This is a genomic window from Bacillus sp. MN7755 (genome assembly GCF_054771475.1).
In genome coordinates, this window is sequence record NZ_BTRL01000021.1 from 118,791 (window position 1) to 143,183 (window position 24,393).

A 24,393-nucleotide genomic window follows, 5' to 3' on the forward strand; every position below is an offset into this window, starting at 1 on the left:
ACATATATACACTTTTTATAAATAATATTTTTATTTGTAAAAATATTTTAAATTTATCGTAAATAGGTGTATTATTTTTTTATCACTGTCAAAATTTTTATACATAACAGGAGGACAATATGGCATTCTCATTTCCCACAATAAAAGAATTTCTAAAAACTTTATCCATTGATCGTACATACAGCATGCACCCCATTGAACAAGTTGACGAAAAATTTTATTACCGACCTTCTACTACAGAAATATATAACTGCGCAGTTATATATGAAGATGACTCATTCACCACTTTAATTAACGCGTTTTCCAATGAACTAGTCGTTATCATAATGAATGGAAATAAAGATCCTTTATGTTGTATAACGGTTCAGCAAATCATTCCGTTTCTTGTTAAGTCTTACTATGAACTACAATCTTTTTATAACACCGTAATACAAACTACTGATTCTTCTGTTACAGTCATCGATGATAAAGAACGTGTTCGTACTTGGACAGATGGCGCCGAAAAGATTTTTTCAGTCAAGCATACTGAAATTATTGGACAACCTATCACTCGTTTTTTTGACTATAAAGATTTGGAAATTTTGCAATCATTACATGACGGAAAAAGTATAATCGCTCAGTTCCATCAGCCTCGGCCAGATTTGTTCGTATTAATCAATTCAAACCCAGTCTACTGTAACGATGAAATTATCGGAGCGGTCGTCTCAGAAACTGATGTGACAAACCAAGTTGCTTTAAATGAAAAACTATTTAATATGTCACATGAAATGCACCGTTTAGAACAAGAAGTAGCAAAGTATAAAGATGAATCCGATCCTTTTCTTGCAATGAATGGAAAAAGCCCCGTTATACAAAGAACAATACAATTAGCTAGAAAGGTTTGTTCGGTGAAATCAACTGTTTTAATACTCGGCGAAAGTGGTGTTGGAAAAGAAGTATTTGCGAAAGCAATTCATGAAGCAAGTGAGGCAGCGAAGGCACCTTTTATTTCGATTAACTGCGGTGCCATTCCAGAGGCGTTATTTGAAAGCGAATTATTCGGGTATGAGCGCGGGGCTTTTTCTGGTGCAAATAGTAAAGGAAAAAAGGGTAAAATAGAGCTCGCGCAAGGCGGTACATTATTCCTTGATGAAATTGGAGAAATGCCGCTCGATATGCAAGTAAAACTTTTGCGCGTACTACAAGAACGAAAATATTACCGAGTTGGTGGAGAAAAGGAGATTAATATTGATTTCCGTATTATCGCTGCAACAAATCGTGATTTACAAGAAGAAATGAGAAAAGGTACGTTTCGAGAAGATTTATACTATCGCCTCAATGTAGTTAGCTTGTATATTCCACCGCTACGCGAAAGACGCGAAGATATTATCGAATTAACATACTCTTTCTTAAACGATTTTTCAATCAACTATAACAGACCAATTCGCGACTTACCTTCCAGTATTATGCATGAACTACTTCATTACAATTGGCCAGGTAATATTCGCGAGCTTCGTAACGTTGTTGAAAGACTTGTCGTATTTGCGACTGACGGTATTATAAAACAAGAATATTTACCATTTCATACAACTGAAACGTTAGACGACCATGCGGCTCATTCCCTATTGCTCAGCAACAATAATACAATTCTCTCTTTGCAAGAAGAGATGGATGAACATGAGAAAAAAGTCATTGAGAGGGCTTTACGCATTTTGAATGGGAATAAATTAGAATGCGCGAAACAGCTTGGTGTTACGAGAGCCACTTTATATAACCGTTTAAAAAAACTTGGGTTACAATAAAACATCACTCCTCTATATTGGCATAGTTTTTGCATTAAATAATTTGTGCAAACCGAACTAGAGGAGGAATACATATGACGAATAAAGATCACTTAATTGTTTGTCGATGTGAAGAAGTTACATACGGTCAACTTCAATCGACAATCGCTGAATATAAATGCTCGGCAAGAGAATTAAAACTAAGAACACGTGCTGGCATGGGATTTTGCGGTGGCCGCACATGTAGAATGATGATAGATCGAATGATCGAAAGTGCAAATCCCGACGTAACTACTAATGAAATCCCATTAAAATATCAACCACCAGTGCGCGCAGTTACTTTTGGATCGGTAGGTGAAAGTAAATGAGTAGAATTACAAATCACCCTATTTTAGGGAGTTTAAATAGTAATAAGCACATTACTTTCCAATTTAATGGTCAACAATACGAAGCATATGAACATGAAACGATTGCGGCCGCTTTACTTGCAAACGGAATAAGAACATTAAGAGTGCATGAAGATAGCGGGACGCCACGAGGTATTTACTGTAATATCGGACATTGTTCTGAATGCCGCGTCACCGTAAACAATCAAGCAAACGTACGAGCATGCTTAACTGTTGTAGAAAAAGATATGATTGTTGATAGTGGTAAACAGCATCCAAATATCGTAAGAGAGATGGTGAAAAAGCGATGAGTGATGTCATAATTATCGGAGCCGGACCAGCGGGTTTATCAGCCTCTATCTCTTGTGCTCGTTTTGGACTAAATGTACTTGTTATTGATGAATTTATGAAACCTGGCGGAAGATTGTTAGGACAATTGCATCAAGAGCCTTCTGGAGAATGGTGGAACGGAATTGAAGAATCGAAGCGACTTCGTGATGAAGCAGAATCACTTTCAGTTGATATCCGATGCGGTATTTCCGTCTACAATTTAGATAAAGATGAAAATTCTTGGTTCGTACATACGAATATCGGTACGTTAGAAGCATCGTTCGTTTTACTTGCTACTGGCGCTGCTGAGTACTCTATCCCCCTCCCTGGTTGGACACTTCCAGGAGTCATGTCGATTGGGGCAGCACAAGTAATGACAAATGTTCATCGCGTTCAAGTTGGAAAAAAAGGAGTAATTATTGGTGCTAACATTTTGTCATTCGCTATCTTAAATGAATTACAATTAGCAGGCATTAAAGTTGAACATATCGTACTTCCTGAAAAAAGTGAATTAAGTCGAAAGGCTGGTGAACCAGAGGAAGTTTTAAATTCTCTATTACATGCTGCACACCTTGCCCCGTCACCTTTATTACGTATAGGTAGTAAATTAATGAAATATAATTGGGCTAAACAAGCTGGATTAACCTTCTATCCAAACATTGGAATGAAAATAAACGGCACACCTCTTCATCTTCGAAAAGCAGCACTTGAAATTATCGGAACAGATCAAGTTGAAGGTGTACGCGTTGCTAATATTGATACGAAAGGGAACATCATCACTGGATCGGAACAAATATATGAGGCAGACTTCGTTTGTATTGCCGGCGGCTTATATCCTCTTGCTGAGCTAGCCGCTGTAGCTGGCTGTCCGTTCCGTTACATTCTGGAATTAGGCGGACACGTTCCTCTCCATTCCGAAACAATGGAAACTCCTCTTCCAGGTTTATTTGTAGCCGGCAATATAACTGGCATTGAAAGCGGGAAAATCGCAATGGCACAAGGAACTGTTGCTGGATATTCAATTGTAAAACAAGCAAATAAAATATCCCATTCGGTTGAACAACAGTTGCAACAGGCGGTCCAACATGTACATGCTGTACGTCAACAAGCTGCCATTCAATTTAACCCGATGATTGATGTCGGTAGACGCAAAATGAATGAAATTTGGCGTGATTATTCCCTTGCATATGCACATACTAAAAAGAGCTGCTGAGATTACTCTCAACAGCTCTTTTTCCTACTCATCTGATTTATTAAATTTCGCTAATGCGTAAATACCTTCTTCATCATCTAATTCAAGTTGTAATCTTGCCGCAAATGAATTGACATTATATTCTCTGTCAAGCAATAAGCGTAGTGCTTCGATTAAGTTCGCTTGGATTAAAATTTGCTGGCGACCATTTACCTCTACTTCAGAAGAGAATCCGTAGTCATCGTCATACATGAGTTCAACTAAAACTTCTTCTGGACCAACTTGTCTTTTTTCAGCGATATATACGCAAAGCGCATTGATAAGTTCTTGTTCAGAAATTTTTATTGTTTCCATGCTACTTCATCTGCCTTTTTCTTACGTTGATCTTTGAAGTATTTAAATGCACGAATTGCTAACATTACGATACCAGCCATTACTAACATATTTACCATAAACGCTAATACAGAACCAAGAGCTCCCATATTTGCAAATAAGCTACCCATTAGTAAACCACCAAGACCACCTAGTAATAAACCTTTCATAAAGCTTCCTTTATTACTTTTTGGTGCTGTGTTTGTTGCTTTTGTTTTTGAATCTGGAGTCGTTTTTTGAGAATTTACATTTGAATCTTTTTTGTTTAAATCAACTTTTGATTTTTGACCTGAACTTGGTGTAAATGATTTTTTACCAGATTTGTAACTTTTCGCTGCCGCATGATCTACGAACATAAAGCTACTAGCCCCAAAAATCACCATGAATGCTGTCATTACTGCTACAAGTTTTTTCAACATATTATATCCATTCTCCTTTTATATAGATATATGTGAAATCTACCTTTCTAGTAAATTCAGAATGATAGATTTATTTTTAAGAACATTTAAAGGTTCTTATGAACTCATTATATGAACTTTTGTCGAAATATGCAAGTATTATTTACTTCCAACAGTTTAGTGACAAAGGAAAAATTAAGCAAAACTGAATTGACTTTAAATGAAACAAAACATATTATAAGTTCATAAGAACTTTTTATTATTTTGGAGGTGAAAAGATGGAAACATTTCATCTCACACGAAACGAAATGGCAACCCTCCTTCTATCATTAAGAGGATGGAATACGAAAAAGCCTCTCGGTATTTTACAAGAAGCTTGGGCAAAGTCACATAAAAAAGATATTGAAAGCGGACAAAGCGTAACTGCTTTTATTACTACCGCACTTTCACCTATTTTCGAAAAACTGATTAAAATTGACGATACAGACGTCGGTTTTTCTTTAAATGAAATAGTCGCGCTTGGCAATCAGATCGAAAACACAAGTTTCTCTGTAACTGCTATGCAAAACTGGGTGAAACGAGATATAAAAGAAATGATTGGCTCTCCTCAAAAAGGGAAAAAATATTCAATTGAACAAGCAGCCTTACTATTCATTGTCGAAGATTTAAAAACAGCACTTGATTTTGAATCCATTCGTAAGCTATTACGCCTAATCGTTAATGACCCAGCTGATCGAAGTGATGATTTAATCAATCCTGTTCATTTATATGTAGCATACTCTTCTCTATTTGAAGAACTTAACCAAGGGAACTGCTTACAACTAAATGCAACAGATACAGTTCATACAATTGAAAATATCGTAAAAGAAAAAGCTGATAAAATCGCAAGCAAGTTCGATCAAATTAATAACGAGCAACGCGAAGCAATTCGTAACGCCATTATTATTGCGACATTATCTGTGCATACCGCTTATGTACAAATGCTAGCGAAACGTTACGTAACAGCAACGTTATTTTTACAGAACTTAGATGTGAAGCCATAAAAAATAGGAGCAGAAATGCTCCTATTTTTTTATGAGAAATTTTTAATAATCCTTTCATTATCTCTTCAAGAAAACTGGGCTTATTTCCTTTGCTATAATACTTATGAGAGACATAAAAGAATTGAAATAGCAATCCTTTATATAAATAAGGTATAATCTACATATAGTTAATCTTTTATATTATTAAATAAAAGGTTAACCTATTCAAAAATTCATAAACTAGAAGGTGCAACAAATGGTAAGTAGTTTTATTCATTCAGTATTAACATTTTTTGAAGGATTAGGTTATTGGGGCATTATGCTTGGACTTATGATTGAGATTATTCCAAGTGAAATTGTCCTTGCTTATGCAGGATACTTAGTTTTCAATGGTAGTATCTCATTTTTAGGTGCAGTTGTATTTGGTACAATTGGCGGTGTTATTGCTCAAATCTTTATTTATTGGATTGGACGATACGGTGGACGCCCTATTTTAGAACGTTACGGAAAATATATTTTCATACATAAAAAACAAATAGACGCTGCTGAAGATTGGTTTAATCGTTACGGAACTGGCGTAATTTTCACAGCGCGCTTCATTCCAGTAGTACGCCATGCGATTTCAATTCCTGCTGGTATTACAAAAATGCCCTTACTACGTTTCACTACATTAACAGCACTTGCGATCATCCCCTGGTCTATCATTTTCATTTATTTAGGTGAAAAACTAGGTGAAAACTGGGAGAATATTAATGATATTGCTGGACCGTATGTGAAATCATTCGCAATCGGTGGTGTCGTACTTATCCTTTTATACTTTGTCATTAAAAAATGGACAAAAAAACGTAAAAATCTTGCTTAAAATCCCAAATAAAAACCGCTATACATTCATTCAGAATTATAGCGGTTTTTATTATATGCTTGATTATATATTAGAAATTGCATTATTTCTTCTTTGTGCTTTAAGTCATGTTGAATGAGTGATGAAAAGTAATTATTTAATCTCACTTTTTTAGTGCCAAATTGGTAGTCATTATCAAAATATTGGGTAGGAATTCGCTCAATTTGATCTACTAATTTTTTACGAGTAACACTAAATTGATCTAATAGTTCTTCTTTTGAAATACCAGATCTCGCATATTTCATTGCTCCCTTATTCATTTCCTCAACATCTATTGGAACATTTGGTACAGATTGTCCACTTATAAAGTATGGAATTCTATACTTTATTAAAAACACATCCCAAACAATAAAATGTGAAATCACATCTGCAATTCCCCATGAACCTTTTCTAAAAGATTCAAACCATACATCATGAGTTACACACTTAAATGTTTGACACCATTCTATTAAACCTAACTTTTCTTCCAGAATACTTTCTTTCTCCATAATTCATTCCTTCCTCGTTCACACTTATAACCGATTCATATATAACTTCTAGAAACTACATAAAAAACCTCCAACTTAAGATTTACGTGGAAAAGCAACAATTCACTCATTGATTTCGTATATTATCTCAAAAAGGATTGATTTCCCTATGCATTGGCAACAAAAGCTACCTTACTTAATTGGACGCCCTATAGGCATTTCCTTTATTAATGGGCAAGGAACTTCTGGTGTATTATGTTCAGCACATGATGGTCAATTATATGTTTATGAATACCTTTACCAAGCTCAGTTCGCAATGAAGCATTATGATTTTAGACAAATTCAAGATATACATGCATTCCCGAATTGTCCACATCAAAATCCTCTGTACTAAAAAAGGAACAGCTTATAGCCGTTCCTTTTTCTCTTAACTTATTTCTCATTATAAAAGTTTTGCACTGCTTCATCAAAGTAAATCCAGCCTTTCCAACCTAAATGAATTGTATCCTTTAAGAAATACTTATCATATTCATGGCCAGAGAAATCGACTACTGGATATCCTGCTTTCTCAACTTGTTCCCGAACTTTTTTATAATACACTTCTCGGCGTTCTTTAGGGAAACCAGCGTAATCATACCATGGTCCATTTACAGGTACAGAAATAAAGAGCGGCTTAACATTTTTCTCTTTAAAAATATTTAAAACAATTTGCAAGTCATCATATTCTGGTGATTCTTCATATGATTCATTCGCTCTAAAGTTTTTTAATCCTTTTAATTTTTTCTTTAAATTATGTTTATAGTAGTATGGATTTTCAATTCCAAATGTATTTGTAGTAGACTCCGCTTCCCCTTCTTGTTCCGCATGTTTACGTGCATCTACCCAAGAAATTGAACGTAGTCCCACATTTGTCTTTTCTTTCATCGGCTCAATCTTAAATAAAGAGTTAAATAAATCTCTATGATCTAAAATATTTCGATGCATATAAGCAAGTGGTTTTACTAAACCTGCTTTTATGTTATGTTTTGTATCATTATACACAATACCTTCTAATGAATTTTTTAATATATCATCTTCTTGAACAACTTTATAATCTAATAGTCGTTTCGCAATTTGCTTCTTCATTTCTACCTTTATTTTATCATTAAAAATAAAATGATATGCCTGTTGCTTTGAGAAATTGTTAGTAAAATCCCCTTGTGATACCCCTGTCTTTGTAAACCACTGTGGTGATAGAACAAAGACTACCTTTTTACCTTCCAATTCATCCACTGTAGACGTCATATTTAATATGTGAGCTAAACTTTGTGTACCGCCAATCCCGATTAAATATGGTGTAAAACCCGCGGGATTTACTTTAAAGTAATTAGACGGATGGTATGCATCCATTCGTAAAAATTCAGATGAACCGTACATCGGTAAATACTGCGAATTCTCTAACATTTTCCGCTGCAAGAAAACACCTTGTAACTTTTCTTTTTGTAAGGAAGTTGCCGCATCTTCTACTTTCTTATCACTAATAATTGATACTAAACTTTTTGATGGGATTAGTACGATAATGAAAAAAAGCACACATGCTAAAATTATGGGACCAAAAGCATGCTTCATTTTCATTTTTTGTTCCTCTTTCTATCGCGATTAAATTGTAACCCTTGTTTTTGACACGTCATTTTTTTCTCCTTTTTCTCTATACATGTTCCATTCTATTTATCTATTATATACATGTATGTATTTCTTCCCTTGTTCTATAAAGCTCTATATAAATAGCGCAAGAAAATGTTTCCATAGAAACACGTTAATTATACAAGATTCTACATATATTTCACACTGGAATTTTACTAATAATTTTATTTTTAAGACATGAAAAAATATATATAATGTCTATAATCCATCAGGTGATATATTAAATTTAAAATGAGATAATATACGTCCACTATAATCAACATCATGCTTATATGCAAAACCTCGCTTTCTGTTCTAACTCCCCATATTCACCAAATCTTGTTACTCCTTCGACCATCGGAGCTTGCTTATGTATAGATTTAGCTGCTTTATCTACTGATTTAGCAAATTTATCTACACTTAACAGTTTTTTATAACAAATAAACCACTTAGACAAGTGTCCAAGTAGTTGAGTATATTAATTATTATTATATTCAGCTTTCTTATGATACTCTCTTTGATATTCGTTATCTACTAAATACTAAGAAATTTAAACAGGCGTGCATTAGCAAAGATCTCAATCATTTTGACCACAGTAGAAAGGAGACTCTATAACATCTCCTCTGTATTACTATCCTTTTGAATTCAGTATCATATAGTAGTAGATAAGTCGAATTTAGAAAAAACTATCTGATATACATAGAACCAGGTACAGACATTAAATAATAGAAAAAGACTCCGATTATTCCACTAGTAAAAATAATAAATCCCATATTGCGTATGCCTTTAATTTTTGACTGTAAACCTATAAACCCTGATAGTAGCCCCGTTAAAGAAAATAGGATCCAGTATAATTCGGTTGGGATATCAAGATATTGACTACCCTCAACGCCCAGCCCCCAAAAAATATAAGGCAGTACGACAAAGGAAACACTGAGTAATCCCATAATACTCACGAGTAGTTTATGATATTTGACCCCTGTTTTTATTAAATAAATCCCACCCGCAAATCCGCATAATACGAGATAGGGTGTATATAGTATCCAAAGAAGACTTAAGATGAGCATATGTAAGTTCCTCCTATTTATTTTGGGTCATTGTAGTCTATTGATTTTCTGAGTCTGCTGCTAATTTTTCAAGGTGACCGATTGCGTCTTCTAAATCAAACGAGTTAAACCAACGATAATCTTGTTTATCTAAAATACGGTAATGCTGACTAATTAGATTTTGTTGTAAACGATAGTTACCTTTTTCTTGAATTTGTTTCCACCAGACTTTTCCTCCCAGTGTTTTCTGTTTGGCGTTGTTCATGCTTTTATGTGCTAAAGTTGTAATGACTACTAATGGATCATCTCCTAGACTAGACTGTAAAACCTCGCTATCCCTAAACAATGCACAAATTGCTACGGTATTCGTCCATCCTGCATTTGTTCGTCCCTTCTCAATTTGAACAAGCGTTTTTTTTGAAATACCAAGAACTTCAGCCATTTTATCCTGTGTGTATCCTTTTTCCGTACGAATTAACTTTATTTTTGTTGATATGAGTTCGATTGTAAGCTCTTTATTCAATTCCTCCACCTCCGAAAGTAACCTATGTGTTATTTGGTGTAATTTTACACTATTTCTAATTTGTTATCAACCCATTTTTTTACGTTCCCTTTTGTCATTTCAATGTAATGAAATCAATTCCCATTTACTATCTTCACCCTAGCAATTATTCTTTTTACACTCATAGACTCTATTGCATATTGAATGGAAGCCCTTGCTGCTTCTGATGCGTATCAATTCCCCCGATATTCTGGATTAAATAAATACATAATTTCTATTTCACACGCTTCATTTACCTTTCTTAAACAACAACACTCTAAAAGTTTTCCAATTTTACTATTAAATAACAACCATACCCCGAGGTTATAATGTCCCCAATGTAATATAAGTTGTCCGATATAATCATTTTCTTCTTCTTTTGACATTCCTCTTGATTAAGCAAGTCATTTACCAACAGCTTCTTTCTTTAATATGTTATAAAATTGATCAACATTTTCTATAATTGATTTCCTCATGAACAATCTTTTTGTACCTATTACTTTCTTTTCTACCAACATAAACATCATGCCCCTCCAATCTCTGTTTACAGACTAGTAATTTATAACACGAGCTATTTATTTAACTTTAAATAAGAAAAACAGACTACCACACACGTGGAGTCTGTTTACTCATCCTTTATTTTTGTACATCTGCCCACTTTAAACTTGTTGCTGGACCGAATTGATGTACATATAAATCTTTCACATACGGCTTTTGTAAGTATGATAATCCACGCTGGAATACAGGTGCAATTACTGCATCATCCAGTAGCATTTTTTCAGCATCTTGCAGTGCTTTCCAACGAGCTTTTTCATCATTACCTAATTCTGTTTTAATCTTCTTAATTAACGCATCATATTCTGGGTTTGCATATTCTGTATTATTAACACTGCTTTCAGAAAGGAATACTTCTAAGTAAGTCATTGGATCTGGATAATCCGGTAACCAGCGTGATAACGACATTTCATATTCTTTCTTCTTCTCAAGTGCTAATTTTTGCGTATGTGGTTGTAATTTCACATTCACTTTTAATCCTGGTAAGTTTTTCTCAAGCTGCTCTTTAATGTACTCTCCAACTTTTTTAAAGTTTTCTAAGTCATAATTTAATAGTTCTAACGTCACTTCATTTGTACCTGTCTCTTGTTTTGCTTTCTCCCAATATTCCTTCGCCTGTTTTACATTTGTCTTATTAAACTCACCAGCCGTACTTCTAAAATCTTTCTTATCTGGGCCTTTTAAAAATCCTTTTGGTACGTAATAGTTCGCTGCAACCGATCCATCATTTAAAAATGAATCTGCGAGTCCCTTCTTATCAAAAACTGTACTTAGCGCAAGACGTGCATTTTTATTTTTAAGAATCGGTACATTTTCATTAAATCGGAAGAAGTACATAACTGGATCTGTATATTGTTTTAACTCTTTATTATTTTTATATTTATCTACAAATTCTGTAGAAATAACAGCTCTATCAACTTTATCTGTTTCATATAAATTTACCGCCGTTGAAATTTCTTTTACAATTTGATAGTTTACTTCATCTAACTTTACTTCTTTTTTATCCCAATACTTATCGTTTTTCTTCATTGTAAAGCTAGCTTCATGCTTCCAATCAGATAATGTAAATGGTCCATTGTATACTGCTTTATTTGCTTCTAAACCGTATTTATCGCCTTGCTCTTTCGCATATTTTTCGTTAATTGGATAGAAGGACGGTAAAATAAGTAGTTTCGTAAAATACGGTACAGGATGTTCTAACTCTACAACGAACGTTTTATCATCCGTCGCTTTCACTCCTAATTCCTCTAACCCTAGTTGTTTCTTATTTATTTTCTCCGCATTTTTCACATCGTATGCAATGTATGCATATTGAGAAGCCGTATCTGGATTAATAAGTTGTTTCCAAGCATATACGTAATCTTGCGATGTTACTGGATCTCCGTTAGACCATTTCGCATCACGTAAGTGGAATGTATATGTTTTTCCATCTTTACTAACTTCATATTTTTGTGCTCCAGCCTCAATCACTTCATCATTCTTCGATAAGCGGAATAATCCTTCCATTACGTTATTTAAAACGTTAAATGATACTGCATCTGTTACTTTCCCTGAATTTAACGACGGAATTTCACCCGTTTCTAGTAACTGTAATACTTTCTTCTCATCTTTCGGCTTTGTCGTTGTTTTTTCTTTTGCACAGCCAACTAAAATTGAAGAAACTAATAGAGTACTAACTAATGAGTAACGAACAACTTTTTTCATTTGAAAACCCCCTCTATTTTTTAAGGTAAGTAACGACGAGCACCAGCGTATTCTTCTATATATCCAGGTGTATTTAGCGGTATAATCTCTACTGATCTTTCAGCTCTTGGTGAGTGAATCATATTTCCATCACCAATATACATCCCCACATGATGAACACTTCCTTTTCCTTGATCATGTGCAAAGAAGATTAAATCTCCTTTTTGTAAATGTTCTTTATCAACTGCAACTCCATTTCTCGATTGCGGACCAGAATCTCGTGGAATTGTAATACCATGCGATTTATAAATTGTATGTGTAAATCCAGAGCAATCAAACCCAAAACCACTTGTACCAGCCCATATATACGGTAATCCTAAAAACATTTTTCCTGTGTTTATTAAATCATCAGCCGCCGGAGTTGGAATATCATTTTGAGAACGGTAAACCGCTCCGTCATTTTTTCGTAACCATGCCTTTTGACCATTTGGCAACAACACGCGGTATGAAATTGAATCTTCACTTAATAGTAGTAAACGCGTATTGTAGCTGACTTCAAGCGATTTATGTTTTTCAGAAGGATTAATGTATAAAATCGCTGTCGGTTTCGTTACTAATACGAAAGGTTCATTTGTTTTATCTGCAAATTCTTGATTGTATGTTAATTGTTTTTCAGGCATCCACCCTGGATAACCTTCTTCATTTCGCGGTGTTGGTTGACCATGGACTAACACTTTCACCCAATCACCTTTTTTATCAACAACCGTTACTTCTTGACCGAGTAGCGCTTGCGTTTCTAATTTATTTGCATTTGTTAACCAAAGTTTCTCGTCAAGTGTCATCGATTTCGTCCACTTCCACAAATCAACTGGATTTGTAGCACTCGGCACATCAATTGGTCGTAATGAATCAGGTGCAGTCCAAAGTGTTGCGGCAGATACATCGATAAACGCTTTACTATCTTTCTTCTCTTCAGCATTTGCTGATGTAAACGATGAAAATATAAATAAAGTTGTTAAAAATGCAGTTCCTACTTTTTTCATAAATATCCCCCTTAAAAGGTAGTTTACTAGTCTCTTCTCCTAAGATTTACTATTCACTGTCGATTGAAGGTTTACCTTTGAGCCCGAATAAGTCATTCCTTCCGGCTCTTCCATTAACCAAAGCGGCGCATCAAGATCGAAATAATGAATATTAGGATGAGCTACCGCCAAATGTGCAACAGCGCTAACAGAAAGAGAAGATTCCATCATGCTCCCCACCATACATTTCACACCAGCTGCTTCTGCTATATCTGCAATACGCCACGCTTCCCGAATGCCACCACATTTCATTAATTTAATATTGATTAAGTCTGCATATCTTCCTTGCACGATTTTCAATGCATCACTGGCTGAAAATATGCTTTCATCTGCCATAATAGGCGTTTGCACATTGTCTTTGACGTACTTTAACCCATCCCAATCTTTCGCATGAACAGGTTGTTCAATAAATTCGATATTTAAATTACGATTCTCCATTTCTTTAATGATAGAAACCGCTTCTTTTGGATTCCATCCTTGATTTGCATCTAATCGTAACGTCGTATTTTTTGGTACACTATTTCGAATCGCTTCAATACGTTCTAAATCTAAATGAACAGATTTCCCCACTTTAATTTTCAAAGTTTGAAACCCTTTTTCTACATGTTGCTTTGCTTCTTTTGCCATAACGAAAGGCTCATCTACACTCACCGTAATATCTGTATGAATTTCTTTCTTCCCGCCTAATAGTGCGTAAAGTGGAACGTTTTGAAATTGACAATACACATCATATAAAGCGATATCTACCGCCGCTTTCGCACTTGGATTTCCAATACAACTCATTTGTATGTGCTGTAGTAACTGCTGAAACTGAATGATATCTTGACCAACTAAACTTGAACGCATCGGCCCTAAAATTGCTTCTTCAATCCCGTTAGCGAAATCCCCCGTAATAACTGGTGTTGCGGCTGCAGCACCCTTGCCAACAATTCCTTCATCTGTATGAATATATACATCTATACTTTCTATTTCGGTTACAGTACGAAGCGCCGTTTTAAACGGTGTATGGAGATTTACACGTCTACGATTTACTTTTACATCGGTAATTTTCATTTTGTTCATCCTTTCGTTGTCTGGCAAAATGGAACCTTAATTCTCAATTATTTTGGAGCAATCCATCTCCTCTTTCACTTACTTTTCATGTAGAAGGTTAATGGAAAATAAAAAAATCCAGCCATAAGAAGATTCTTACGGCTGGATTTTGTCTATGAATGGGTAGACAAAGCAGCGATTTGATTATATTTTTTCTGTGCATCTTTTAATGCTACAAGTAATGCCTTTTGAGATGAACCGAAATAACGATCTTTTATTTCCATTACTAACGCTGGGTCATTAATATTTTTATGTAGAAATAAATATTTAACGAATTGAGATGTTAATGCAATTGTCGCTGAGCAATCTGCATCTACAATTTCCCCAGTCTCCTTAACAAGTACAAATGCTACAAAATAACTTTTGAACTTTTCGGTAATGGGATTATTTTGAGGTGCTTTCGCATCCCCTACGACATAAATTGTATTTGAAGCGTACACAGCTATCTTCCTTTCTAATACGGGATAACGGTTTTCTTAATAGTCGTATGAGTGATAAACTCAACGTTGATTAAAAAATGTATTCGCTTAACTTGTATTATAATACAATTGACAGAATTTTAACAACATTTATTTCGGTATATATTCCATAATTATAAAAACAGCTCAAACTCTTCATTTTTACAATATGTGATTGTTTCTTGTACCATGCCATTCATACATGAAAAAACAGCTAGCTATCACTAACTGTTTTATTACACTACTTCGGCAATACAAATATAGTTTCATTGGACTTAGAAAATTGATATTCTTTTCTCGCAAACTTCAAAATTTCTTCCTCATCGTCTGTTAAATTTTCTATGTTAGTCTTTAAAGAAGCCTGATCTTTCTCTAAAGAAACCAATTGTTTTTTTTGATTCGTTATTGTATCTTGTTTTTCAACGATTATTTCTTGTTGTTTCGTTAAAATAAATTGAACGTACAAAGTAGCCGCCGCAATAAATATAAACATGAGTATAAATCGCCTTAGTTTTTTCTTATTAATTGCTCGATTCTCATTAGACTGTGATAGTTGTTCTTGCAAATTAGGAACATTTATTCGCTTGAGTTTCCTCATTATGAAATCCCCCTAACACATATATTTTCACTACCATCGGCATGATCTCTTACTAACTATAATTCTATTCTTATAAAATAAGCTCCTTCACAAAAATATCTCACAAATTAACCAATTAAAGATAGTATTCGACGACATTTCCATATTTATATTGCATTTTTTTATGTATGCTGCCATAAAATAGTAGTTTCTGTTAATCTTTTTCTATTATTGTAGAAGAGTTTTTTTACATACAAATTTCTCCTTGTTTTAACATTCTTACAAGGAGAAAAAGATGCATTGTCGTACATTCGAAAGAACTGGAATTACTGTTTCAGAACTAAGATTTGGAGCATAAATCATCTTTTAAGGTTGTTACTTATTTACATTCAAAATAAGAAAAAAGCCCTAATTGGGCTTTTTTAATTTTGTAAATCAATATCATATTCCATGCTTTTTGCCGTTTCCTCAGCAATCTCCACACCTAACAAATTTTTCACAATATGAAATGACATGTTAATACCGGCTGAAATACCGGCAGATGTAATAATATGTCCTTCATCTACAAATTTCACATTCTCCATTACTTCTACATTCGGAAAATCTTTTTTGAATGTTTGAATACTTGCCCAATGTGTTGTGACTTTTAATCCTTCAAGCAAACCGGCTTTCGCAAGTAATAACGCTCCAGTACAAACTGAAGTCATTAGCTTTACTTCTTTCATTTGCTGTCGAACCCAATCTATAATAATATCATTTTTCACTTCATTTTCTCTAACTCCTAGACCGCCTGGAATAATTAAAATATCAACTGGTGGTAAATCTTCAATACTATAATCCGGCTGTACCTTTAATCCGTTTCTTGCTGTAATCATTTTTCCATTTTGACTAACTGTATACACAGTAAATGGTTTTTCTTCCTGCCCTTCGGTTACAGAAAAAACTTCATATGGCCCTGCAAAATCTAACACTTCTACGTCATTAAATAAAAATATACCTACACTCCATTTATTCACCACACGTTCACTCCCTGTTGCAAATAATGTAAAAGGTGATTATGTTCTTTTTCTAATGCAATATCATAGGCTGTTTTCTCATCATCACACTCTTCTATATGTTCTATTGATTATTATATATTCCTTTTAAAATGATAGTTTACATAATAATATTATCTATTTAATTCCTATCTTTTATTTTAAATATTAAATTTCTGCTAAAATAATGCTAATCATGTTTAGTATGGAGGAGAAATTATGTTACAAGTAATGCCTTTAGATAGTGAAGACTATGATTTAATTAAAGCTGCTGAAAAAGTAATCGAAAAAAACTATAAATATGGCCGTCATTATATCGGTTCAGCTGTAAGAACTAAAACAGGTAATATTTATGCAGCAGTACATGTTGAAGCCAACGTTGGAAGAATAACAGTATGTGGCGAAGCTATGGCAATCGGAAAATCTATTCCAGAAGGTGATCATGAATTTGATACCATTGTAGCAGTCGCTCACCCACACCCTCATGAAGATATTGAAAAATGTTGGGTTGTTGCTCCATGTGGTATGTGTCGAGAATTAATAAGTGATTACGGAAAAAATACGAACGTTATACTTTCTTATAATGGTGAACTTGTAAAATGTAACGTAATGGAATTATTACCTGAAAAGTATACAAGTGAAGTAGAATAATCATTCCAGTTTTCCATTCATCAAATAATATTATTCCAATAAAAACACAATCCGTTTTAAAAACGGATTGTGTTTTTATTTCTGTTTTATGCAGTTTATTTTATTTTTCTATTTTTAAAAATGACTAAATTATCATTAACAAAAACGAAATTAAAATATTTAAGTTTACCTCGTTTCGCATTTTTCATTTGAAAACAAAAATATAATTTATCCTTACATTCGATAAATATTAATATAAACCCTCTAAAATCAGTAGTCTTATCATACCAATCTATAACAATTCTGTCTTCTGCCCTTACCTGTTTCCTTTAACACATATGATTTTAATACAAGCGCCGTTAATGAATCCGTTAATGTTTTATATGATAAATTAGATAATGCCAATAGATCGTTCGTATATAACATTCTATGCTTCTCTAATAATAATAGTACTAATCGTTCAGACGGTTTTAATGCCTCATCACTTTCTAGTATAAAGTCTATATTTTTCATTTCTCTAATTATTACTCCTTATATAAAAAAATACTTACACAACTAATTTAATATAAAAATAATACACAACAAAATTTGAAATATATTAAAATATCATTGTTTTAAAACACTATTATACTATAACATAGAAAAAGCATTTCCCGAAATAGGAAATGCTTTTTTATATTGCTTATAGGATTCTTCAAACCCTACATTATATTTCAAATACTGATCCGTACAATCCCCTTCATACTTCTCTGATCATCCAAAAGTATTTGTAATAAATCAAATTCTACTAAAATGATTTAAACAAATAAAAGCGGTTAGTCATTCATGTTTAGAGCATGAATAACTAACCGCTTTCCAGCTTCTTCTCCAATAGCATATTCTACCTTAAATATTTCTCGCAATATGCGGCTTACTGTAATGACTTGTTCCACCGCCACCTACTACTACTTTACCGCCTTTTTCGAAAATTAATAATTTACTTGAACCATCTGCAAGAAGTACTATTACTTCAGCATTATTACTTGTTGCTACATAAATTACATAGCCACTTTTTGAAATACACGTTTCCCAATTCGCATCAAATTCTGATCTTACTACACGATTTGAATACACTTGATTTTCAATTCTATCTTGTTCTACGTTTTCCAAATTGATTCCTCCCACGTCACTAAAATAACATTTTCAAGAAACTATCAGCCCTATATAAAATAGTAGCTGACTTTAACATAAATAGTATATGTAGTTAGTAGCAGAATGCTTGGACAATAAAAACGTAACAAAATGTAAGGATTTCACAATTAAAACAAGACAGTCGATAGTGTACCGACTGCCTTGTTTTAATAGATCGTTCTTTATTTTTCGTTACGCACAGCTTCAAAAGTAAACATTTGATCTGCATTTGACGGTTCTTTTTCATAAACATAGTCAGCAAAGCACGTAATGTTTGAGAAACCTATACTTTCTAAAAGAAGTCTAAACTCTTCTACTCCATACCAACGTATCGCAAAGCGTTGCAATTCTGTTTGTACTAATTGTCCTCTACTCCATTTTTCATATTTTAAATATGATAGAGTAACTTGGTTCAGCCAATCTATTTCAATTGATTTATTTTCTAAAGTAATTCCATCTCCGCTCGGCAAAGAAAAAGTCGATGTATGAATTTCCCCCGTCTTCCAGTCATGCGGAAGCATAATATCTACGATTAATCGTCCGCCTGGCCTAAGGTGTTCATAAAAACATTTCAATGCGTTTATAGCATCCTCACGATTTTCAATTAAACAAAAAGATCCAGTAGGAATGATAATTGCCTCATATTTATACGGAAGTGAAAATTGTTGTAAGCTTCCTTCATATAAATTAGGTTGCAAGCCTCTCTCTTTACATCGTATACGGCACGATTCTAGCATTTCAGGTGAATAGTCAATCCCATCAACTGTAAAACCAGCCTCAAAAAGTGGGATGATGACTCGCCCTGATCCTACTGCTGCTTCGAGAATTCTTCCTCTACAATTTTTTAAACGTTCTTGGTAATACTCAATATCACCATTTAAAGAATAACCGACAGGCTTTGTGTAATCATAAAGTTCCGTGCAAAGTGTACTATAAAAACTAAACATTTATTTTCTCCTCCGTTTTTTACGTACGGAAGATTTTAATTCAATTAATCTTCCTGTACCTTTATTTTTAATGAAAACTCGAAAGAGCTGACTGTCATAATATATCACTCGCTTTCCATAGAATATAATCATATTGTATAATATTTCCTTTAAAATAAAAATGTAAATAATGAAAATTCATACTTTTTTTCTAAAAGGGGGATACGATGAATTCATTAATTATATTTTTTTTACTTCTTTTTACTTTTAATACTCTAATTTTCTTTATAGCAAAGAAGTATAAGCGAATATGGAAAATAGCCAGTTGCATTTTCATTCTTTCTTCCCCCATTGTTTTCTTCACCACTTTGCACGTAATTGGTGAAAAAGTAGGAGATGGATTCGCTGGAGGTTTTGCTGGGCTTACTTTTAGTGGCCTATTGATCATGAATGCAATTTTTTTATTTGTTGTAAGCATTTTTGTATCTACCAATAAAAATTCCTAATAAACTCCCCTTTCAAAATGTAAAGAGCTTACTATGCGGTAAGCTCTTTATTCATAACTATTTATTTTACAATGGGCAATGTCACTTCACTTAATTTCACTGTCAGCTTCGTGCCCGCTTTCGGTCTAATTGTATAATCATAATCACTAGCAATTAAAACGACCCCAATTTGATGCCCCGCTTTAAATACATAATCATCTGGCTGCATGTCCCATGTAAATGTATAATCTTTGCCTGGTTGAATCGCTGTTGAATTTTCTATACTCTTTAAGTTTTGTGGATCCATCCACCCTCTCGTTACGACCTCTGGCTTCGCTCCTCCATAATCAACAAGTAGAGCAGTTAAATTTGATACAGACCGATCAATATTTCCTGTAATTGAAATCTTTGGTGTTCCGCTTATACGCGTATCTTTTTGCAGTACAGGCATTGTATACACTAATCGATTTGCTACATCTAATTCTGGGTTTGCTACTAATTGGTTTGATTTCATTTTTGCATCATCTACGAATGAAAACACCTTATTAACAGAACCTATACTTAATGGTAAATTAACTGCTTTATTACTTAAATACATACGAACTTTTGACGGCACAGCTGATGGATCCGGCCAATTTTTTATTTTATCCCAAGTTTTATTTTCACGTTGTACATCGACCATCGGTTCATTCATAATGCCATTTTCAATTCCATACAACCAATAATCGAACCATTTATTTTGTGTTCTTTGCCAGTCATTCGTTGATGTTCCACCATGTCCACCTTGATGTAACCACATTTTACGAGGGACATCATTCTCTCCAAGCGCATCCCACCATTGCGCAAACTGCTTCGTCTTTACATTCCAATCATTTAAACCATGAACAACAAATACACTCGCTTTTACGTTTTTAGCATCTTTTACATAATTACGTTTATCCCAAAAAGCATTATAATTACCAGTTTTTCGGTCCTGTCCAATTGTTAGCTCTTTTATTACTTGTCCACAAACTTCAGGATTTTCCCTTGTTAATACTGCTTCTGCCATATTATCTGTATCTTCTCCTTGGTATCCACCTGGCGCAATGACTGCACCGTTTGCACGATAATAATCATACCAACTACTAATCGCTGCAATTGGAATAATCGTTTTTAACCCTTCAACGCCTGTCGTCGCAACTGCATTTGGTAACGTACCATTATAAGAAACTCCTGTCATACCTACATTTCCAGTAGACCAGTTAGCATTTACTTCTTTCCCATCTTCTGTATATGCCTTCGCACGCCCGTTCACCCAATCAATAACAGATTTCGTCCCTAGTATTTCTTGCTCATCCCCAGTCGTCGGACATCCATCTGATTTCCCAGTTCCAATACTTTCACCTAAAATGACTGCATAGCCTCTTGGCACATAATAATTTCCGTATGAACCAAGATTAACAGCTCCATACGGTTTCCCTTCATACGCATACAATTCTTCATCTACATTATATACAGGAACATCTTTTAAGCCTGATCGATATGGACTCATTTCATAAATAACGGGAACTTTCACATTCGAATCTGTTTTTGGACGCATAACTTTTACCGATACTCGATCCTTTTTTCCATCTCGATCACTATCAACTTCTGTTTCTACAAATAAATTTTCAATAATTGCTTCATCAAGCGAATAAATCGGTTTTGTCATCCCATTTTCTAATTCAATTTTTGTGTTTGATTGTAACACTTCTGAAACTTTTCCATTTAACTTCACGTCATTCTCATTTATGTAGTTTGTTTCTTTATTGTCTGCATACGCAGTCATGCTAGAAACTCCTGACGTAATTGATAAAGATAATATTGCTGATAATGTTGCTATTTTCTTTTTCCCCATACTCTTTCCTCCCCATATATCTCTCCTTTTACTATACAATAAAATTACAGAAAATTCAGTTTATATTTTATACAACAACTTGAGAAATTTGTAGAACACTCTTTCAAGGTTATATATTCTGACTTACTACTATCATATAATCAATAAAAAAACATCGCCTATTAATAGACGATGTTTCTAATAGTATTGAATTAGTCATTCTTCATATGAATATAAAACCGTATTTCGCCCTCTATAGTAGATACGCCATAGTCAAAACCATGTCTTTCTAAAATACTTTTCACAATCGCTAAGCCTAATCCTGTACCTGAATGGTCTTTACTACGAGAAGATTCTAAGACGTAAAAAGGTTCCCAAATTTTATCGATATCTTTCATATGTTCAGCATTCATACCATTTTGAATTTGAAAATATACATTTTCATTTTGATCTTCTAAAGTAATTTTTATATTTTGATTTGCTGTATATTTTATCGCATTAGAAATTAAATTTTGAAACACCATTCTCATTTTATTTACATCAGCATAAACAACTGCATCGTCAACATTGTAGTTCACTTGCAAATCGATTTCCTTCGACTCCAGTTCAATTTTATGCTTATCTAATATACTTTGAACTAGTGATTTAATAGAGAATTCTTCTTTTTGTAACACATCTCTTTCTAGTTTAGAAAATCGTAATAACTCTTCAATTAGGTTTGATATGTGATCCGATTGTTTAATGATTGTATCTATGTATGTACCATCATCTAGACCATCTTTTATTCCCATAGAATATGCTTTCACTAACGCGATTGGTGTTTTTAATTCATGCGTCACATCACCCATAAATCGTTTTAAATGTTCATTTCGATCTGTTAAATCTTCATGTGCCTCATGTAGTTTATCACTCATAATATTAATACTAGTAGCTAAGTCTCCTATTTCATCATTTGTTTTCACTTTCGCTCGTTCAAATTTTAAACGTGAAATATCTTCTGCAACATCACTTAATTCTTTCAATGGTCTGGTGATTGTTTTTGAAAGTACCCATACAAGTACGATAATAAGAAAAATCGTAATACCTAATATGTATAAATAAAATGAGTTTAATGTTTTTATCACTTCATTTGAATGTGCGATCGAAACCCCTACTAAAATCAGCATATCATTTTTCGCAATGTATTTCACAAAAAAACTAGATTTCATCTTCTCTTGATCATATATTTTATTCGATTGCCCGAAGTTCTTTACTTTTATTATTTCCTCTTTTGTAATCCAAAGTTTATTAAGGGCAACTCTTTTCCTTGTAAGTTGCATACGTAACTCATCATTAATTTGATCTTCCGAATTGTTAATTGATGTATACGCAATCGTAACATTCCCTTTATTTTCAATGCTCGTAATTGCTTCATCCAATTGTTCGCTCGGTATAGACTGTATTTGTGCTGTAATCCCTTCTAAGCTTTCTCGTGTTTTGTAAATATTATATTTCGGTAAAAGGTAGTTAATTAATAATAAAGAAATCGTAAAAATAAGAATCACAGTTAACGAAATACTGAGAAATAGCTTTTTTCCAAGTTTATTCACTCTGCTCCTCCAAACTATATCCTAGCCCGCGGTGCGTCTTTATAATATTTTCTCCTACTTTTTTACGTAATCTTCTTACATGTGTATCAACAGTTCGCTCTTCTCCAAAATAGTCAAATCCCCATACGATATCTAACAATTTTTTACGAGTTAAAATCATCCCTTTATGATTTAAAAAACATTTTATTAATTCTAGCTCTGTTTTTGTAATATCTAATTCTTTGTCATTTTTATAAACTTTATTTTTAGTGAAATCTATTTTCAAATCTTGAACTTGAATGACATCATCGTGCTGTATAAGCTTTTTCGCTCGAGCAATGAGTACACCTGGATGAAATGGTTTTTTTACGTACTCATCTGCCCCGCCTTGAAGCGCTGCTAATTCATCTTCGCTTTCACTTTTCGCCGTAAGCATTAATACTTTTACACTTGAGTTCTTCTTTATTTCCTGACAGACAGTAATACCACTATGTTTCGGCATCATCCAATCTAAAATAGCTAAATCAATTTTTTCATCATAAAATATTTGAAGTGCTTCCTCTCCATCTTTCGCTAAGAAAACTTCGAAGCCTTCTTTCTCAAAATAAGCTTTTAAAATCCTTAACATATCCTGTTCATCATCTGCGATTAATACTCTCATGCATTATCCTCCATTGCTTTTAAACAAAAATCAATTGTATCATACAACTTCTTTGTTACATGTATGTGACAGAAAAATATTTGAACCAATTAAGGGTATAGTAAAAACGAGGTGTTGTACTATGATGAAAAAAATCTGGGTCATTACTCTTCTTTTCTTCTTATTATCAACAAATGCGTTCGCAAATACAAATCAACAAATTGAAGTATTTGATTGTCAAAAAGAAATGGTCGTTCAAAAACAATCTTTAGATCCAGCTATTCAAAAAGAAGCTGTTCAATACGCTGAATCCATTACTGGCCCATTTAAAAACTTAAACGTCGTCCCAAAAGATGGTCACATGATAAAAATCCCTTTATCTAAACCAGTTTCTATTACAAATCGGTGGTTACATACAACAATTGATGAAGTACTTATTCTCCTCCCACTTAACGAAAAACCTTATATTATGCTTTACGATGATGAAAATAATCCGCATTTTTATTATGTAAAAGGTGATCCTAAGGGACTATTGAAAGAAATGAATGTTAAATTATAATG

At 33.6% G+C, this 24,393-nt stretch carries 28 protein-coding genes and 2 pseudogenes; 10 read left to right on the plus strand and 20 right to left on the minus strand.

Translation table 11 applies throughout. The features are described 5' to 3' along the window. Positions 1 to 119: 119 nt before the first annotated feature. From ACYVEC_RS23195 to ACYVEC_RS23210, 4 genes are all read left to right on the plus strand, one after another. Positions 120 to 1,781, plus strand: a complete 1,662-nt coding sequence (locus ACYVEC_RS23195) for a sigma-54 interaction domain-containing protein (protein ID WP_460508510.1) — start codon at positions 120 to 122, stop codon at positions 1,779 to 1,781. 74 nt (positions 1,782 to 1,855) lie between these two features. Further along, complete coding sequence (locus ACYVEC_RS23200) at positions 1,856 to 2,128, plus strand: (2Fe-2S)-binding protein (protein WP_063221477.1); 273 nt, start codon at positions 1,856 to 1,858, stop codon at positions 2,126 to 2,128. Continuing rightward, a complete protein-coding gene (locus tag ACYVEC_RS23205; protein WP_063221478.1) occupies positions 2,125 to 2,457 on the plus strand; it encodes a (2Fe-2S)-binding protein in 333 nt (110 codons plus the stop codon). The genes ACYVEC_RS23200 and ACYVEC_RS23205 overlap by 4 nt, the downstream gene beginning before the upstream one ends. Continuing rightward, a complete protein-coding gene (locus ACYVEC_RS23210) occupies positions 2,454 to 3,689 on the plus strand; it encodes an NAD(P)/FAD-dependent oxidoreductase (protein ID WP_460508515.1) in 1,236 nt (411 codons plus the stop codon). The genes ACYVEC_RS23205 and ACYVEC_RS23210 overlap by 4 nt, the downstream gene beginning before the upstream one ends. A 24-nt stretch (positions 3,690 to 3,713) precedes the next feature. Here ACYVEC_RS23210 and ACYVEC_RS23215 read toward each other — a convergent pair whose 3' ends face one another. Together ACYVEC_RS23215 and ACYVEC_RS23220 are read right to left on the minus strand one after the other, a co-directional pair. After that, positions 3,714 to 4,022, minus strand: coding sequence for a YxcD family protein (locus tag ACYVEC_RS23215; RefSeq protein ID WP_460508518.1), 309 nt, complete (start codon positions 4,020 to 4,022; stop codon positions 3,714 to 3,716). Beyond that, positions 4,010 to 4,459: a hypothetical protein gene (locus ACYVEC_RS23220; RefSeq protein ID WP_060631188.1), complete on the minus strand. Its 450-nt coding sequence runs from the start codon at positions 4,457 to 4,459 to the stop codon at positions 4,010 to 4,012. Before ACYVEC_RS23220 ends, ACYVEC_RS23215 begins: the two co-directional genes overlap by 13 nt. Positions 4,460 to 4,716: 257 nt before the next feature. Here ACYVEC_RS23220 and ACYVEC_RS23225 point away from each other — a divergent pair, with 257 nt between their 5' ends. Then, positions 4,717 to 5,481 (plus strand): DUF1836 domain-containing protein, encoded by a 765-nt coding sequence (locus ACYVEC_RS23225; protein ID WP_000447231.1) that lies wholly within the window; start codon positions 4,717 to 4,719, stop codon positions 5,479 to 5,481. A 235-nt stretch (positions 5,482 to 5,716) separates the two neighbouring features. After that, a complete protein-coding gene (gene uptA, locus ACYVEC_RS23230) occupies positions 5,717 to 6,322 on the plus strand; it encodes an undecaprenyl phosphate transporter UptA (protein WP_063221481.1) in 606 nt (201 codons plus the stop codon). A gap of 26 nt (positions 6,323 to 6,348) precedes the next feature. On the opposite strand, the gene ACYVEC_RS23235 is transcribed toward uptA, so the two are convergent. After that, a complete protein-coding gene (locus ACYVEC_RS23235; protein WP_063221482.1) occupies positions 6,349 to 6,849 on the minus strand; it encodes a hypothetical protein in 501 nt (166 codons plus the stop codon). Between the two features lie 148 nt (positions 6,850 to 6,997). Here ACYVEC_RS23235 and ACYVEC_RS23240 point away from each other — a divergent pair, with 148 nt between their 5' ends. Continuing rightward, the gene (locus tag ACYVEC_RS23240; RefSeq protein ID WP_063221483.1) at positions 6,998 to 7,222 is read left to right on the plus strand and encodes a hypothetical protein; all 225 of its coding nucleotides are present in this window, start codon (positions 6,998 to 7,000) and stop codon (positions 7,220 to 7,222) included. Between the two features lie 38 nt (positions 7,223 to 7,260). Here the strand turns inward: ACYVEC_RS23240 and dltD are convergent, their stop codons facing one another. From dltD to ACYVEC_RS23295, 11 genes and pseudogenes are all read right to left on the minus strand, one after another. Then, positions 7,261 to 8,442 (minus strand): D-alanyl-lipoteichoic acid biosynthesis protein DltD, encoded by a 1,182-nt coding sequence (gene dltD, locus ACYVEC_RS23245; protein ID WP_063221484.1) that lies wholly within the window; start codon positions 8,440 to 8,442, stop codon positions 7,261 to 7,263. 734 nt (positions 8,443 to 9,176) lie between these two features. Beyond that, positions 9,177 to 9,557 carry an ammonia permease gene (locus ACYVEC_RS23250; protein ID WP_460508523.1) on the minus strand — a complete coding sequence of 127 codons (381 nt, stop codon included), beginning with the start codon at positions 9,555 to 9,557 and terminating at the stop codon, positions 9,177 to 9,179. A 37-nt stretch (positions 9,558 to 9,594) separates the two neighbouring features. Further along, a complete protein-coding gene (locus ACYVEC_RS23255; protein ID WP_336448403.1) occupies positions 9,595 to 10,059 on the minus strand; it encodes a helix-turn-helix transcriptional regulator in 465 nt (154 codons plus the stop codon). A 116-nt stretch (positions 10,060 to 10,175) separates the two neighbouring features. Continuing rightward, positions 10,176 to 10,595, minus strand: a pseudogene (locus tag ACYVEC_RS23260) (GNAT family N-acetyltransferase); the annotation flags it as partial. Positions 10,596 to 10,713: 118 nt separating this feature from the next. After that, on the minus strand, positions 10,714 to 12,336 hold the full coding sequence (locus ACYVEC_RS23265) for a peptide ABC transporter substrate-binding protein (protein WP_063221487.1): 1,623 nt from the start codon (positions 12,334 to 12,336) through the stop codon (positions 10,714 to 10,716). Positions 12,337 to 12,356: 20 nt separating this feature from the next. Continuing rightward, the gene (locus tag ACYVEC_RS23270) at positions 12,357 to 13,358 is read right to left on the minus strand and encodes a C40 family peptidase (protein WP_063221488.1); all 1,002 of its coding nucleotides are present in this window, start codon (positions 13,356 to 13,358) and stop codon (positions 12,357 to 12,359) included. A gap of 39 nt (positions 13,359 to 13,397) precedes the next feature. Continuing rightward, positions 13,398 to 14,459 (minus strand): dipeptide epimerase, encoded by a 1,062-nt coding sequence (locus ACYVEC_RS23275; protein WP_142332770.1) that lies wholly within the window; start codon positions 14,457 to 14,459, stop codon positions 13,398 to 13,400. A 143-nt stretch (positions 14,460 to 14,602) separates the two neighbouring features. After that, positions 14,603 to 14,929, minus strand: a complete 327-nt coding sequence (locus ACYVEC_RS23280) for a DUF3870 domain-containing protein (protein ID WP_000271324.1) — start codon at positions 14,927 to 14,929, stop codon at positions 14,603 to 14,605. Between the two features lie 259 nt (positions 14,930 to 15,188). Beyond that, positions 15,189 to 15,545 carry an FtsB family cell division protein gene (locus ACYVEC_RS23285; RefSeq protein ID WP_460508530.1) on the minus strand — a complete coding sequence of 119 codons (357 nt, stop codon included), beginning with the start codon at positions 15,543 to 15,545 and terminating at the stop codon, positions 15,189 to 15,191. 401 nt (positions 15,546 to 15,946) lie between these two features. Next, on the minus strand, positions 15,947 to 16,543 hold the full coding sequence (locus tag ACYVEC_RS23290) for a DJ-1/PfpI family protein (RefSeq protein WP_199677823.1): 597 nt from the start codon (positions 16,541 to 16,543) through the stop codon (positions 15,947 to 15,949). Then, positions 16,537 to 16,626, minus strand: a pseudogene (locus ACYVEC_RS23295) (ankyrin repeat domain-containing protein); the annotation flags it as partial. The pseudogene ACYVEC_RS23295 and the gene ACYVEC_RS23290, both read right to left, overlap by 7 nt. Before the next feature lie 151 nt (positions 16,627 to 16,777). On the opposite strand from ACYVEC_RS23295, the gene ACYVEC_RS23300 reads away from it, so the two are divergent. Continuing rightward, the gene (locus tag ACYVEC_RS23300; RefSeq protein ID WP_460508533.1) at positions 16,778 to 17,209 is read left to right on the plus strand and encodes a cytidine deaminase; all 432 of its coding nucleotides are present in this window, start codon (positions 16,778 to 16,780) and stop codon (positions 17,207 to 17,209) included. 261 nt (positions 17,210 to 17,470) lie between these two features. On the opposite strand, the gene ACYVEC_RS23305 is transcribed toward ACYVEC_RS23300, so the two are convergent. The 3 genes from ACYVEC_RS23305 to ACYVEC_RS23315 all read right to left on the minus strand — a co-directional run bounded on the left by ACYVEC_RS23305 (position 17,471) and on the right by ACYVEC_RS23315 (position 19,305). After that, complete coding sequence (locus tag ACYVEC_RS23305; protein ID WP_000789031.1) at positions 17,471 to 17,701, minus strand: hypothetical protein; 231 nt, start codon at positions 17,699 to 17,701, stop codon at positions 17,471 to 17,473. Positions 17,702 to 18,073: 372 nt separating this feature from the next. After that, complete coding sequence (locus ACYVEC_RS23310) at positions 18,074 to 18,337, minus strand: hypothetical protein (RefSeq protein WP_000432423.1); 264 nt, start codon at positions 18,335 to 18,337, stop codon at positions 18,074 to 18,076. A 203-nt stretch (positions 18,338 to 18,540) separates the two neighbouring features. Further along, on the minus strand, positions 18,541 to 19,305 hold the full coding sequence (locus ACYVEC_RS23315) for a class I SAM-dependent methyltransferase (protein WP_460508536.1): 765 nt from the start codon (positions 19,303 to 19,305) through the stop codon (positions 18,541 to 18,543). 206 nt (positions 19,306 to 19,511) lie between these two features. Here ACYVEC_RS23315 and ACYVEC_RS23320 point away from each other — a divergent pair, with 206 nt between their 5' ends. Beyond that, positions 19,512 to 19,790, plus strand: a complete 279-nt coding sequence (locus ACYVEC_RS23320; RefSeq protein WP_098557370.1) for a hypothetical protein — start codon at positions 19,512 to 19,514, stop codon at positions 19,788 to 19,790. 61 nt (positions 19,791 to 19,851) lie between these two features. On the opposite strand, the gene ACYVEC_RS23325 is transcribed toward ACYVEC_RS23320, so the two are convergent. The 3 genes from ACYVEC_RS23325 to ACYVEC_RS23335 all read right to left on the minus strand — a co-directional run bounded on the left by ACYVEC_RS23325 (position 19,852) and on the right by ACYVEC_RS23335 (position 23,853). Next, positions 19,852 to 21,645 carry a Xaa-Pro dipeptidyl-peptidase gene (locus tag ACYVEC_RS23325; protein WP_063221494.1) on the minus strand — a complete coding sequence of 598 codons (1,794 nt, stop codon included), beginning with the start codon at positions 21,643 to 21,645 and terminating at the stop codon, positions 19,852 to 19,854. A gap of 191 nt (positions 21,646 to 21,836) precedes the next feature. Further along, entirely contained in the window at positions 21,837 to 23,213 is a 1,377-nt protein-coding gene (locus tag ACYVEC_RS23330) for a sensor histidine kinase (RefSeq protein ID WP_460508541.1), read from the minus strand. Further along, positions 23,206 to 23,853, minus strand: a complete 648-nt coding sequence (locus ACYVEC_RS23335; RefSeq protein WP_063221496.1) for a response regulator transcription factor — start codon at positions 23,851 to 23,853, stop codon at positions 23,206 to 23,208. Before ACYVEC_RS23335 ends, ACYVEC_RS23330 begins: the two co-directional genes overlap by 8 nt. Before the next feature lie 121 nt (positions 23,854 to 23,974). Here ACYVEC_RS23335 and ACYVEC_RS23340 point away from each other — a divergent pair, with 121 nt between their 5' ends. Continuing rightward, a complete protein-coding gene (locus ACYVEC_RS23340) occupies positions 23,975 to 24,391 on the plus strand; it encodes a hypothetical protein (RefSeq protein ID WP_063221497.1) in 417 nt (138 codons plus the stop codon). Positions 24,392 to 24,393: the final 2 nt, after the last annotated feature.

What these genes read in the sequence shown, in the direction of transcription:
- ACYVEC_RS23195 (WP_460508510.1), top strand. Translation starts at nt 120, where the DNA reads ATGGCATTCTCATTTCCCACAATAAAAGAATTTCTAAAAACTTTATCC.
- ACYVEC_RS23200 (WP_063221477.1), top strand. Translation starts at nt 1,856, where the DNA reads ATGACGAATAAAGATCACTTAATTGTTTGTCGATGTGAAGAAGTTACA.
- ACYVEC_RS23205 (WP_063221478.1), top strand. Translation starts at nt 2,125, where the DNA reads ATGAGTAGAATTACAAATCACCCTATTTTAGGGAGTTTAAATAGTAAT.
- ACYVEC_RS23210 (WP_460508515.1), top strand. Translation starts at nt 2,454, where the DNA reads ATGAGTGATGTCATAATTATCGGAGCCGGACCAGCGGGTTTATCAGCC.
- ACYVEC_RS23215 (WP_460508518.1), bottom strand. Translation starts at nt 4,022, where the DNA reads ATGGAAACAATAAAAATTTCTGAACAAGAACTTATCAATGCGCTTTGC.
- ACYVEC_RS23220 (WP_060631188.1), bottom strand. Translation starts at nt 4,459, where the DNA reads ATGTTGAAAAAACTTGTAGCAGTAATGACAGCATTCATGGTGATTTTT.
- ACYVEC_RS23225 (WP_000447231.1), top strand. Translation starts at nt 4,717, where the DNA reads ATGGAAACATTTCATCTCACACGAAACGAAATGGCAACCCTCCTTCTA.
- uptA (WP_063221481.1), top strand. Translation starts at nt 5,717, where the DNA reads ATGGTAAGTAGTTTTATTCATTCAGTATTAACATTTTTTGAAGGATTA.
- ACYVEC_RS23235 (WP_063221482.1), bottom strand. Translation starts at nt 6,849, where the DNA reads ATGGAGAAAGAAAGTATTCTGGAAGAAAAGTTAGGTTTAATAGAATGG.
- ACYVEC_RS23240 (WP_063221483.1), top strand. Translation starts at nt 6,998, where the DNA reads ATGCATTGGCAACAAAAGCTACCTTACTTAATTGGACGCCCTATAGGC.
- dltD (WP_063221484.1), bottom strand. Translation starts at nt 8,442, where the DNA reads ATGAAAATGAAGCATGCTTTTGGTCCCATAATTTTAGCATGTGTGCTT.
- ACYVEC_RS23250 (WP_460508523.1), bottom strand. Translation starts at nt 9,557, where the DNA reads ATGCTCATCTTAAGTCTTCTTTGGATACTATATACACCCTATCTCGTA.
- ACYVEC_RS23265 (WP_063221487.1), bottom strand. Translation starts at nt 12,336, where the DNA reads ATGAAAAAAGTTGTTCGTTACTCATTAGTTAGTACTCTATTAGTTTCT.
- ACYVEC_RS23270 (WP_063221488.1), bottom strand. Translation starts at nt 13,358, where the DNA reads ATGAAAAAAGTAGGAACTGCATTTTTAACAACTTTATTTATATTTTCA.
- ACYVEC_RS23275 (WP_142332770.1), bottom strand. Translation starts at nt 14,459, where the DNA reads ATGAACAAAATGAAAATTACCGATGTAAAAGTAAATCGTAGACGTGTA.
- ACYVEC_RS23285 (WP_460508530.1), bottom strand. Translation starts at nt 15,545, where the DNA reads ATGAGGAAACTCAAGCGAATAAATGTTCCTAATTTGCAAGAACAACTA.
- ACYVEC_RS23300 (WP_460508533.1), top strand. Translation starts at nt 16,778, where the DNA reads ATGTTACAAGTAATGCCTTTAGATAGTGAAGACTATGATTTAATTAAA.
- ACYVEC_RS23305 (WP_000789031.1), bottom strand. Translation starts at nt 17,701, where the DNA reads ATGAAAAATATAGACTTTATACTAGAAAGTGATGAGGCATTAAAACCG.
- ACYVEC_RS23315 (WP_460508536.1), bottom strand. Translation starts at nt 19,305, where the DNA reads ATGTTTAGTTTTTATAGTACACTTTGCACGGAACTTTATGATTACACA.
- ACYVEC_RS23320 (WP_098557370.1), top strand. Translation starts at nt 19,512, where the DNA reads ATGAATTCATTAATTATATTTTTTTTACTTCTTTTTACTTTTAATACT.
- ACYVEC_RS23325 (WP_063221494.1), bottom strand. Translation starts at nt 21,645, where the DNA reads ATGGGGAAAAAGAAAATAGCAACATTATCAGCAATATTATCTTTATCA.
- ACYVEC_RS23335 (WP_063221496.1), bottom strand. Translation starts at nt 23,853, where the DNA reads ATGAGAGTATTAATCGCAGATGATGAACAGGATATGTTAAGGATTTTA.
- ACYVEC_RS23340 (WP_063221497.1), top strand. Translation starts at nt 23,975, where the DNA reads ATGATGAAAAAAATCTGGGTCATTACTCTTCTTTTCTTCTTATTATCA.